This is a genomic window from Pontibacter arcticus (assembly GCF_003284895.1).
In the GTDB taxonomy this organism is placed as follows: Bacteria; Bacteroidota; Bacteroidia; order Cytophagales; family Hymenobacteraceae; genus Pontibacter; species Pontibacter arcticus.
In genome coordinates, this window is sequence record NZ_QMDV01000001.1 from 39371 (window position 1) to 51230 (window position 11860).

The window sequence follows — 11860 nt, forward strand, 5'->3', positions numbered from 1 at the left end:
AATGCTTAATGGATGATATGATTAATAATGGCACTTAGAGCACTCAGTACCACCATTAGAAGATACTGTAAAGGCACCTTTAGACGCTTCGTCGTGCATTTTCACCAGATTGTCATAATACTTGTTACCCTCAGTATTAAGAGGAGTCTCACGGTGGCAATCAATACACCAGCCCATTGTAAGCGGCGAATATTGATACACTACATCCATCTCCTGGATTGGCCCGTGGCAGGTCTGGCACTCAACACCACCAACTTGTGTGTGCTGCGAGTGATTAAAGTAAGACAGGTCAGGCAGGTTGTGAATACGCACCCATTGGATAGGCTCGTTACGTTCAATAGCTTTGTATATCTTCTGAATTTCAGGTGATTCCTTTTTTATCTGGCTGTGGCAGTTCATACAGATGTTTGCCGAAGGAATGCTGGCACTCTTGCTTTCGTATACAGTAGTGTGGCAGTAGTTACAGTCGATCTGATGCTCGCCAGCATGCAGTTTATGAGAGAACGCAATTGGCTGCTGCGGCTTGTAACCCTGCTGTATACCTATACCCATTACTTTATCCAGTGTAAGATCCAGCAACACAACCACAAAGATCAGGACAACTAATGTGCGAACTGCCTTTGATTTATAGATCTTAGAGAAGTCAAAACGCTGGTTTACAACTTCGTTATCAATCTCGTCAAGCTGACGGTTTTTGTTCAGGTAATTCTTAAGGAGAGAAGAGATCAGTAATAAGGTTATTACCAATACAATAAGTACCACGATAAGCACTACCAGGATAATATCCAGGTAACCACCTACGGCACCAATTGCATCTGTACCAACGTTTTCGCCTGGTGTTGCTCCATCTACACCTGCAACAGTTGTAGGAACCGCTGCTGCCACATTTGCCTGTGAGCCAATGTAAGCTAGAATAGATTTCACTTCATCATCCGAGAAAGCAAAAGAAGGCATTGCCTGCTTGTTATACTCCTCATAGATGGCTACTGCTTCCGGATCACCAGCTGAAATCAAAGCCTGTGAATTTTTGATCCAGCTGATAAGCCATGCCTCTTTTCTTTTCTTCTCTATCCCTTGCAAACCAGGACCAACGATCACATCGCTTCCGGCAGAGTGGCAAACCGCACAGTTATTTTTAAATAATGATGCACCGGCATCTAATACGGCTGGATCAGCTGATCCGGCCTCTGCACCCTGGGTAGAACCTGGCTCTACTCCCTTTGTTGCAACTTCTGCCTGCTCGCTAGCTCCTTGGGCCAAGGCGCCAAAAGAGATTACTAACGCAAACAAGAAGGCAAAGAATACTTTGGATTTAGTTTTAAGTATACAGCTAATCATAGCCAAGATCACTTGTGTTTAGTATATGGTGAAATTACTTTATGGGCACAAATCTACTATGCGATTTCCATTAATCAAACATAAGAAGTTTATTTTTGCCTATCAGGGCAATATGCATATATAATATAACTTAAACAGTCAGAAATCCGCATTATTTCGTATATAAGACCGTTTTTATTTAGAATTATTTTAAATAGGCAATTTACAATAGAAGTTTTATGTCCTAAATTTAATTATACTATACCCTACTTAATACATATCCTACTATTATCTTATTAGAAGGTTGGATTCCGGCGTGTTTTCCTTAAAATGCCATGCTATTATAAATTCTGTCATACTTTCAGTAAGGCTTATTTCTAGTCAGATGAGCTTATGTTATACAGGGAACCTGACTCCTTATTAAGTGCTGTCTTTCAGTATTTTCATTTATAGCTGTATGTTAAGTGAATCGCCTTGCTTTTCATAAAATAAGCTGCTATATTTGCACCCTTAAATAATAACATAAAATCTTATTCGAACCGAATGGAATTGAGAAATTACGAAACGGTCTTCATCCTGACGCCTCTGTTGAACGATGCGCAGATGCAAGAAACGGTCGAGAAGTTCAGACAGGTGCTTAAGGAAAATGGCGCCGACATTATTCACGAAGAGAACTGGGGCTTACGCAAACTTGCTTATCCGATCCAGAAAAAATCAACTGGTTTTTATCTTCTTGTTGAGTTTAAAGCTACAACTAATGTTGTAGACATTTTAGAGCTGGCTTTCCGACGCGATGAAAAAGTTGTACGCTTCTTAACTACTGCCCTTGATAAGCACGCTGTGACTTATAACGAGCGTAGAAGAAACGGCGAATTTAAACAAGCTAAAAAAGAGGAGGTTAAAGCATAATGAGCTTAGTTAACGAAAGAGTCCACAAGCAGGACAACCGCGCTAAATACTGCCGCTTCAAGAAAAGCGGTATCAAGTATATCGATTACAAGGATGGAAACTTCCTTTTGAAATTTGTAAACGAGCAAGGCAAAATTCTTCCAAGAAGATTAACCGGTACAAGCCTGAAATTCCAGCGCAAAGTATCACAGGCCGTTGCCAGAGCAAGACACCTTGCTATTTTACCTTACGTAGCTGATTCTTTAAAATAAGGGAGGATTAACCAGATGGAGATTATACTAAAGGATGATATCAAAGGCTTAGGCTATAAAAATGATATCGTAGCAGTAAAACCAGGTTATGGCCGTAACTACCTTATCCCACAAGGATTAGCTGTTATCGCTGATAAAACCAACAAAAAAATTGTAGCTGAGAACGTACGTCAGGCTGCACACAAAGCTGAGAAAATCAAAACAGACGCACAGGAGCTGGCTAACAGCATCGGTGATGTGGTAGTTGAAATTCCTGCTAAAGTGGGCGAGACCGGCAAAATTTTCGGTTCTGTTACTACACTACAACTTTCTGAAGCCCTTAAGGCGAAAGGCTTTGATGTAGATCGTAAGCGTATCTCTTTCGACCAGGATGTGAAAACAGCCGGTGAGTATACAGCTTCTATCAACCTGCACAAAGAAGTGAAGCACCAGGTAAGATTTAATGTAGTTGCTCAATAAGCAATTTCATACTTACATACTTAAAAGTCCTGCCCCAAAAAGGCAGGACTTTTTTATTTTAGAGAGATTGTAGGGCTTTCAAAGTATGAAAGCTGCTGTACAAAGTATAAATTCGAGTACAGGAAAAGTCTTACGTCTTTTGTCTAACTATCTATTGTCATATCCATTATGTTCCGGACCGAAGTACAGGTAAAACCAACCAACCTTCATCTTACGCACCAGCACAAAGCATTAACCATTGGGTCATGCTTTGCCGAAGTGATCGGACGGAAGTTGTTACAGCACAAAGCTGATGTACTGGTAAACCCCTTCGGTACTATCTTCAACCCTATTTCTCTTTGCTTGTTATTGAAAGCTGCAGCCACGCAGGTTTATACTTTCGACGAGCATTTGGTGGAGCACAACGGCATCTGGTACGCTTACGATTTTCATTCGTCCCTCTCCTCTCCAAGCAAAACGCAGTTATTGGGCCAGATACACGAGCGATTGGATCAAACCCGCCAACAACTGGAGAAAGCTGAAATTGTAATTATAACACTTGGTACCGCTGTCGCTTATAAGTTAAAGGATACAGGTAAAGTGGTGGCCAACTGCCACAAACTACCGGCAAAGCAGTTTGATCGGTTTATACTTTCTACCTCAGAAATTGAAGTTGCCTTTCAGGAGTTGTTACCGATTTTGCAAAGTATAAATCCAAAGCTAAAAGTTATACTTACGGTCAGCCCGGTGCGGCATGTAAAAGAAACCCTGGAAACGAACAGCGTGAGCAAAGCGATCCTGTGCGTCGTTTGCCATCAGCTAACGCAGCAATATGCTAACATTTTATACTTCCCGGCTTACGAAATTATGCTGGATGATTTGCGCGATTACCGCTTTTACAAACAGGATATGCTCCACCCCACCGAAGTAGCAGAGGATTATATCTGGGAGAAGTTTTTAAACGCTTATTACAGTTCTGATTTCAGGGAGTTTACTTTAGAATGGAGCAAAATACAACGTGCCCTGCAGCATCGCTCCTTCCATCCGCAGTCAGAAGCACACCAGTCTTTTCTCAAAAATACCTTACAACAACTGGAAACTGTTGGTACAAAGTATAAACTGGACCTTTCTGCTGAGAAACAACTTATACTTAACCAGCTTGCCTGATTCCATATTTTTTTTCTATTCAATGCCTTTATACTTTATACAAAGGCCGCCTGCTATACTTAGTTTGCGGCCTTTGTGCTATTATCTAAGCGCTTAAATGTTTAGATTTGAGAATCAAACGAATCTAATCCAATTAAATTCCCCATGAACAAACGTACCTATCTGAGTATGTTCCTGGCGGCGGCACTGGCCTTCCCTTCCGGTTCCGCATTAGCCCAGGACAAAAAAGAAGACACCAAGTGGAAAGTAGAACAAGCCCGCGGCCCACAAAAAGAAATTACCGTTACCACCAACGAAGGCACCTGGATGAGCGTGGACGTAAGCCCCGACGGAAAGGAAATTGTTTTCGATATGCTTGGTGATATTTACAGCATGCCGATGGCCGGCGGTAAAGCCAAACTTTTAAGAAGCGGCCGCGCCTACGAAGTACAACCCCGTTTCAGCCCGGATGGCAAGTATATTTCCTTTACTTCGGATGCTGGTGGCGGCGACAATATCTGGATTATGAAGCGCGATGGCTCCGATGCAAAACAGGTAACAACTGAAAACTTCAGGCTGGTAAACAACGCCTCCTGGACACCGGATGGCGAGTACCTGGTTGTGCGTAAACACTTTACTGCTTCGCGCTCGCTTGGTGCCGGCGAAATGTGGATGTACCACAAAACCGGCGGAACCGGCATACAGCTAACGAAGCGCAAAAACGACCAGCAGGATGCTGGCGAGCCCATTGTATCGCCGGATGGCAAGTATGTTTATTTCTCTGAAGATATGAGCGGTGGTTCTACCTTCGAGTATAACAAAGACCCGAACGGCCAGATTTATGTGATCCGGAGAGTGAACCGCAACACAGGCGAGATTGAGAATGTAGTAACAGGAAACGGTGGCTCGGCTCGTCCGGTTATTTCCAGGGATGGCAAACATCTGGCTTTTGTACGCCGCGTACGTACCAAATCAGTCCTTTTTATCCACGACCTCAAAACAGGCGAGCAATGGCCGATCTACGATAAACTAAGCCACGACCAGCAGGAAGCCTGGGCCATTTTCGGCGTATATCCCTACTTTTCCTGGACGCCGGATAACAAAAATATCGTTTTCTGGGCGAATGGAAAAATCAACAAGATAGAGGTTGCAACTCAGAAAGTAACTAATATCCCTTTCGAGGCTACGGCAACGCATCATATTGCCGGAGCTGTGCGCCACGACCATAGCAAGAATGGCGGCATTTCGCCGAAGCAGTTCGAGGCAAAAGCAATTCGCCACGCTGTTACATCACCGGATGGTAAACTGTTAGTTTTTAACGCGGCGGGCTACATCTACAAAAAAGAATTGCCAAACGGAAAACCGGAGCGTATCACTAAATCGAAGGATTTCGAGTTCTATCCTGCTTTTTCGCCAGACGGAAAACAGCTCGTATACTCGACCTGGAATGATGATAACCGAGGTGCTTTAATGATGCTCGACATCAGAAAGAGCAACCCGAAACCGCAGAAGATAACAACTGAAAAGGGTTTTTATACAGAACCGAAGTTCTCCCCGAACGGCAAGCACATTGTGTATACCAAAGAAGGCGGTAACAACCACATGGGCTATGCGCACGGCACGGAACGCGGCATTTACTACATGCCGGTTAAAGGCGGAAACCCAACTTTTATACAGAAAGGCGGTTCTGCTCCCTTGTTCAATGCTACCTCAGACCGCATTTTCTTTACAGGATATGCCGGCGAGAAATCTGCTTTTAAAAGCGTAGACCTGAACGGGAAAGACGAACGCACCCATTATACTTCTACTTACACCGACCAGTTCTACCCTAGCCCGGATAACAAATGGATTGCGTTTGTAGAGCTGTTCAACGGCTATGTAGCACCGTTCAGCGCAAATGGCGCAGGTCTTGATCTGAGCGCTAACACCAAAGCTGTACCAGTGGCCCGTTTCACAAAAGATGCCGGTACAAACATTCATTGGTCCGGAGACAGCAAGAAAGTGAACTGGGTTTTAGGCGATGAATACTTCTCGAACGACCTGAAAAACCGTTTCAGCTTTGTAGAAGGCGCCCCTGAAAAACTACCTGCTATTGACTCTACAGGCACCAAAATAGGTCTTGTTCTGAACACTGATATTCCGGAAGGGAAAGTTGCTTTTACAAACGCGCGCATCATTACCATGAAAGGCGATGAAGTGATTGAAGGCGGAACAATTGTAATAGATGGTAACCGCATTGTAGCTGTCGGTAAAAACCTGACAATCCCCAAAGATGCCAAAGTAATTGATGCTGCCGGCAAAACCATCATGCCGGGTATTGTGGATGTACACGCACATATGGGTACGTTCCGGAATGGCATGAGCCCGCAAAAGCAGTGGGCATATTATACCAACCTTGCCTACGGCGTTACTACCACCCACGACCCTTCTTCTACTACTGAGATGGTGTTCAGCCAATCGGAAGCCGTTAAATCCGGTGCCATGATCGGGCCGCGTATTTACTCTACGGGTACCATACTTTATGGAGCTGATGGTAACTTTAAAGCTGAAATTAATAGCCTGGATGATGCCCGTTCGCACTTACGCCGCATCAAAGCTGCCGGTGGTTTCTCGGTAAAAAGCTATAACCAGCCACGCCGCGAGCAACGCCAGCAGGTTATACAAGCTGCACGCGAACTGGATATGACCGTGGTGCCGGAAGGTGGTTCTACGTTCTTCCATAACATGACCATGATCCTGGACGGCCACAGCGGTATCGAGCACAATATTCCGGTTGCACCACTTTACAAGGATGTGCTGGAAGTATGGAAAGCTTCTGAAACCGGCTATACCCCAACCCTGATCGTAAATTACGGTTCTCCGAACGGGGAGTATTACTGGTACCAGAAAACCAAGGTATGGGAAAAAGACAGGCTCCTGAAGTTTACGCCGCGTTCTGTAGTAGATGGCCGCTCGCGCTACGTTACGCAAGTACCGGATGAGGAGTATGAAAACGGCTACTTCGAAGTATCGAAAGCGGCGAAAGCCCTAACTGATAAGGGTGTAAAAGTAAACCTGGGCGCACACGGACAGTTGCAAGGCTTAGGCGCGCACTGGGAACTCTGGATGCTGCAGCAAGGCGGCATGACCAACCACGAAGCACTCCGCGCTGCTACCTTAAATGGTGCCGAGTACCTGGGCATGGGCAAAGAAATTGGCTCTCTGGAGACCGGTAAACTAGCAGATTTGATCGTGCTGGATAAAAACCCACTTGAAAATATCCAGAACTCTGAGCATGTGAAGTATACCATGATCAATGGCCGCTTGTATGATGCCGCTACCTTAGCTGAAACCGGCAACTATAACAAACAACCGGCTAAGTTCTGGTGGGAAAACAGCCGCAGCGCTACCGCTTTTGATTGGCACGAGGGTACCAATACCCGCCACGAGGGCATTGCCGGCGACCACTGTACCTGCCGCCATTAAGATTTAAAGTATAAAAAAGGCTGCCCCATTCGGAGCAGCCTTTTTTATACTTTATACTTTGATTTACTCTTTCACTGCTGCTAAAACCTGCTTGAATAATTCATTCTGGTTGCCATTGTGCCAACGCCATACAATTACGATATCGTGCTCCGGATCAACCCAAACCGTGTTTTGTCCGGCGCCAAGGGCAGCGTAACTCGTTGTGGGCGCATCTGGCCAAGCTTCGCCTGATGTGTTCAGCCACCATAGGTACCCATAATCCAGGCCTACAGGGCCACGCTTACCGGTTGCTTCTTTCACCCAACTCTCTGATATAAGTTGTTTGTTGCCCCAGCGGCCATTGCGCAGAAACAAGTAGCCAAACCGCGCTTCGTCGCGGGCACTAATCCAGAGGCCGCCGCCCCAGCGCGTTCCGCCGCTTACCGATGGCATTCGCTTGCCATTAATTTCTACATATGAGTTCTGGTAAGGTACCCACTTCCAGGTATCAGAAGCATTAATCGGGTCCATGATCTCGTCTTCGAATACTTCAGGTAGTGGTTTTTCCCAGAGGCGCAACAAAGACAAAGCAAAGCGGTTAATGCGCGTATCGTTATACTCGTAAAAAGAGCCTGGCTCCTGTAATTCCCGTGGTTTGCGCTCCCCTTTCCCGAATGCTTCAGTGCCTACAAAATCGTGCTTTTTGCCCCACATCTCGCCTTCCCATTCGCTGGTCTGGCGCGCGTGGTGTTCCCAGGTTACTTTGCGGTTTTGCTCCGAATCATAGCCCCCGTCTTTAATATAATTCGCAACCGGGTCGTTTATACTTCTGATTTTGCCTTTATCCAGCGTCAGTACAAGTATGGTTGATAATACGCTTTTAGCTACACTATAAGTAGGATCCACAGCTTCGGTATCGCCCCACTCCGCTACAATGTAGCCGTTCTTAAGTATGATGCCGTTGGTATTTGCCCTTGTGGCAGGTAGTGGCCCCAAAGGTTGCCCGAAAATCTCAGCTTGTGTAGAAAAGTCTTTTTTAATTTGCTCCGTTTCCTGTGTTTTAGCCCAGGCTACGGCTTGCTCCAGTAAGGCAGGATCCATCCCAACTTCTTCGGGTTTTTTCCGCTCCCAGGCATCTCCTTTTTCAGGATAGTAATGCTTTACAGGTTGCGTTTGAGAAGTAGCAGTGGTTGCTGTTGCAGGCTGAGATTGCTGCTGGCAGGAGATTAAGCTAAGCGCCAGAGAAAAGGCAAGAAATGTATTCTTCAGCATTACTTTATTTCTTTAATGAGCATCTAATCTACAAAAAAGCTACTGATAGCTTTCCTATACTTTATAACCGATTTTAGCCGTTCATAAGCTAATATTAACCTAAAGGTATTATCCCGGCGCAAGAATTATACTTATAAACAGGAGCAAGTAAATATGTTACCTGCTCCTGTTTAAAGGTTACCAACCAGAGCCGCGTCGTTTTCCGCCGCCAAGTATACCACCCAACAAACCCCCAAGTCCGCCGGAGCCCATACTGCCGTAACCACGCCGGCCGTTCAAACCACCTAAAACAGAAATGATAGAGCCAAGTCCGCCACCGCGACCCATGCCACCCATCATTCCTCCACCCATCATACCGCCGCCCATGGCGCCTCCGAGTAAACCGCCAAGCAGGCCGCCGCCCATACCGCCCATCATACCACGGCGTCTGCCTCCTATCATTTTGGCAATTACGATGGGTGCCAATACGCCCAGAATACCCTGTACCATTTGCGGCGAAATACCTGCATTCTTAAACATATCGCCAAAGCCGTTCTTGCTCATAAACGATTGTGAAGTAGGATCTTCGCCTCGCTGCTGCGCTTCTTCGGCTTTGTTAACATAGTTCTCCAGAATGCTGTATTGTTTCTGGTCCACTTGCAGGTAGTCGGCCATTTGCTGTATGTGCTTTTGCTCATCGGGTGTATACTGGCCGTCGGCTTTTGCAAAACTGATAATATCAGTGATAAAGGAAAACCGCAGCGGGCTGTTTTTGAGTACATCGAGGCACTTCTGCAGATCAATAACAGTCGGGTTTTTAGCGATATGCGTTACTTCCTGCTGCACATTGGCCGGTAATTCGGCTGCTTCGCCCATTAACTGTAAAAACTGTATTTCATCTTCAGAAGCATTGCCATCGGCTGAGGCCATAGAAGCTAGTGCGCCAAAGTAGGCGCCTTTTTCTGCGGTAGAATAATCTTTAAGTAAGGTAGTTTGTTCCGTATCCATTAGTGTAAAATTTTAGTTGCTACAGGTTAAACGTCAGGCAGGTGTACAGGTTAGTTTTATACTTCAATCAGGAGATTTAGCCCGGGTTGCTGAATCAAAACAGCCAACCGTATTTTAAATACAGATAGAATGCTTAATTTCAGGACTTTCATACTTAAAACTCTCTACCCTTACACTCTATGAGATACATAAAACCATACCTGTATACGCTTGCTTTGCTGCTGGCAGGTTACCTGAGCCTGAGCCAAAGTATAGCTCAGAAAGTAAACGCCGATTCGCTTTACATCCGGGAGCATTACCAGAAACAGGAAATCCGGTTGCCGATGCGTGATGGTAAAAAGCTGTTTACAGTCATTTATTCGCCAAAAGATAACTCCAAAAAATACCCGATCCTGATGAACCGTACGCCCTATTCGGTAGCGCCTTACGGAGCAGATTACAAAACAAGCCTCGGCCCGAGCCCTACCATGATGCGCGACGGTTATATCTTTGTTTACCAGGATGTGCGCGGTACCTATATGTCGGAGGGTGAGTTTGTGAACATGACGCCACACCTGGCCACTAAAAAAGGCAAAACCGCTGTAGACGAAAGCACCGATACCTATGATACGATTGATGGCCTGCTAAAGAAACTCGATAACGACAACGGGCGCGTAGGCCAGTGGGGAATTTCTTATCCGGGTTTTTACGCAGCGGCCGGCCTGATGAGCAACCACCCTGCCCTGAAAGCCGTTTCGCCGCAGGCACCTATTGCAGACTGGTTCTGGGACGATTTTCATCATAACGGCGCTTTGTTTTTGCCACACGCGTTCAATTTCCTGTCGAGTTTTGGTTTGTACCGCCCCGAGCCTACCACTAACCGCAACCCCAGCTTTAACCACGGCACACCCGATGGCTACGAGTTCTTTTTAAGAATGGGCCCACTCAAGAATGCCAACGACAAGTACCTTAAAAACAAAGTATCGTTCTGGAACGACATCGTGGAACACCCCAACTACGATCAGTTCTGGCAGAGCCGCAATTTACTGCCGCATCTTAAAAACCTGAAAGGTATGGCCGTGATGGTAGTAGGTGGTTGGTACGATGCCGAAAACCTGTATGGCCCGCTTAAGATTTACCGTAACATTGAGAAGAACAACCCAAAGCTTACCAACATGATCGTGATGGGCCCGTGGATACACGGCGGCTGGTCGCGCACCGATGGTTCTTCGCTTGGGAATGTATACTTTGGCCAGAAAAACTCGCCGTATTATCAGCAGGAAGTAGAATCGAGGTTCTTTACGCATTACCTGAAATCGGATGCTAAAACCCCGGTTAAGCTACCGGAAGCGGTTATGTTTGAAGGCGGAAACAACAAATGGCGCGAGTTTGAAGTATGGCCACCAAAGCAGGTACAGGAGAAAACCTTATACTTCCATGCAAACGGAAAGCTAAGTTTTGATGCCCCAAAAGCCGGAGAAGCCGAAGCCAGTGAATATAGCAGCGACCCTGCCAAACCAGTACCTTTTACCGAAGCAGTTGCTACCGGTATGACCCGCGAATACATGACCGATGACCAGCGTTTTGCCAGCCGCCGCCCCGACGTGCTTACGTTCCAGACGGATGTTCTGACCGAAGACCTGACGCTTGCCGGCGAAATTCTGGCGCAATTAAAAGTAGCCACTACCGGCTCTGATGCAGACTGGGTTGTAAAACTGATCGATGTGTATCCTGATTCTGCCAAAGCCAACCCGCACCAACCAAATAAACCGATGGGCGGTTACCAGCAAATGGTTCGTTCCGAAATTATGCGCGGCCGTTTCCGTAACAGTTTCGAGAAGCCGGAGCCGTTTACTCCAAACCAGGTGACGCCTGTAAACCTGGAACTGCTGGATGTGCTTTATACTTTCAAGAAAGGCCATAGAGTGATGGTGCAGATTCAAAGTTCGTGGTTCCCGCTGGCAGACCGCAACCCTCAGAAATATGTCGAGAACATCTACAAAGCCAACGAAAGTGATTTTATGAAAGCGACCCACAAAGTATACCACTCTGCTAAGCAGCCTACCAGCCTAAAAGTAAAAGTGCTGTAGCAGGTTGTAGCAGTATAAATCCATACT

General features: G+C 46.0%; 9 protein-coding genes. 6 read left to right on the forward strand and 3 right to left on the reverse strand.

Translation table 11 applies throughout. The features are described from left to right. Nucleotides 1-21: 21 nt before the first annotated feature. On the reverse strand, nt 22-1260 hold the full coding sequence (locus DP923_RS00180) for a c-type cytochrome (RefSeq protein ID WP_239020888.1): 1239 nt from the start codon (nt 1258-1260) through the stop codon (nt 22-24). A 600-nt stretch (nt 1261-1860) separates the two neighbouring features. Between DP923_RS00180 and rpsF the strand changes: the two genes are divergently transcribed. The 5 genes from rpsF to DP923_RS00205 all read left to right on the forward strand — a co-directional run bounded on the left by rpsF (nt 1861) and on the right by DP923_RS00205 (nt 7526). Beyond that, nucleotides 1861-2226, forward strand: a complete 366-nt coding sequence (rpsF, locus tag DP923_RS00185; protein ID WP_112303550.1) for a 30S ribosomal protein S6 — start codon at nt 1861-1863, stop codon at nt 2224-2226. Further along, nucleotides 2226-2477, forward strand: coding sequence for a 30S ribosomal protein S18 (gene rpsR / locus DP923_RS00190; RefSeq protein ID WP_112303551.1), 252 nt, complete (start codon nt 2226-2228; stop codon nt 2475-2477). Before rpsF ends, rpsR begins: the two co-directional genes overlap by 1 nt. A gap of 15 nt (nt 2478-2492) precedes the next feature. Next, on the forward strand, nt 2493-2936 hold the full coding sequence (rplI, locus tag DP923_RS00195; RefSeq protein ID WP_112303553.1) for a 50S ribosomal protein L9: 444 nt from the start codon (nt 2493-2495) through the stop codon (nt 2934-2936). 168 nt (nt 2937-3104) lie between these two features. After that, nucleotides 3105-4082 (forward strand): GSCFA domain-containing protein, encoded by a 978-nt coding sequence (locus tag DP923_RS00200; protein WP_112303555.1) that lies wholly within the window; start codon nt 3105-3107, stop codon nt 4080-4082. Between the two features lie 168 nt (nt 4083-4250). Next, nucleotides 4251-7526, forward strand: coding sequence for an amidohydrolase family protein (locus DP923_RS00205; RefSeq protein WP_112304736.1), 3276 nt, complete (start codon nt 4251-4253; stop codon nt 7524-7526). A 63-nt stretch (nt 7527-7589) separates the two neighbouring features. On the opposite strand, the gene DP923_RS00210 is transcribed toward DP923_RS00205, so the two are convergent. Further along, nucleotides 7590-8777: a serine hydrolase domain-containing protein gene (locus DP923_RS00210; protein ID WP_112303557.1), complete on the reverse strand. Its 1188-nt coding sequence runs from the start codon at nt 8775-8777 to the stop codon at nt 7590-7592. 177 nt (nt 8778-8954) lie between these two features. After that, nucleotides 8955-9764, reverse strand: coding sequence for a tellurite resistance TerB family protein (locus tag DP923_RS00215; protein WP_112303559.1), 810 nt, complete (start codon nt 9762-9764; stop codon nt 8955-8957). Between the two features lie 179 nt (nt 9765-9943). Between DP923_RS00215 and DP923_RS00220 the strand changes: the two genes are divergently transcribed. Further along, on the forward strand, nt 9944-11833 hold the full coding sequence (locus DP923_RS00220; protein ID WP_112303561.1) for a CocE/NonD family hydrolase: 1890 nt from the start codon (nt 9944-9946) through the stop codon (nt 11831-11833). The last annotated feature ends 27 nt before the right edge of the window (nt 11834-11860 follow it).

Excerpts from the sequence above, each read along its gene's own strand:
- rpsF (WP_112303550.1), top strand. The coding sequence starts at position 1,861 with ATGGAATTGAGAAATTACGAAACGGTCTTCATCCTGACGCCTCTGTTG.
- rpsR (WP_112303551.1), top strand. The coding sequence starts at position 2,226 with ATGAGCTTAGTTAACGAAAGAGTCCACAAGCAGGACAACCGCGCTAAA.
- rplI (WP_112303553.1), top strand. The coding sequence starts at position 2,493 with ATGGAGATTATACTAAAGGATGATATCAAAGGCTTAGGCTATAAAAAT.
- DP923_RS00200 (WP_112303555.1), top strand. The coding sequence starts at position 3,105 with ATGTTCCGGACCGAAGTACAGGTAAAACCAACCAACCTTCATCTTACG.
- DP923_RS00205 (WP_112304736.1), top strand. The coding sequence starts at position 4,251 with ATGTTCCTGGCGGCGGCACTGGCCTTCCCTTCCGGTTCCGCATTAGCC.
- DP923_RS00210 (WP_112303557.1), bottom strand. The coding sequence starts at position 8,777 with ATGCTGAAGAATACATTTCTTGCCTTTTCTCTGGCGCTTAGCTTAATC.
- DP923_RS00215 (WP_112303559.1), bottom strand. The coding sequence starts at position 9,764 with ATGGATACGGAACAAACTACCTTACTTAAAGATTATTCTACCGCAGAA.
- DP923_RS00220 (WP_112303561.1), top strand. The coding sequence starts at position 9,944 with ATGAGATACATAAAACCATACCTGTATACGCTTGCTTTGCTGCTGGCA.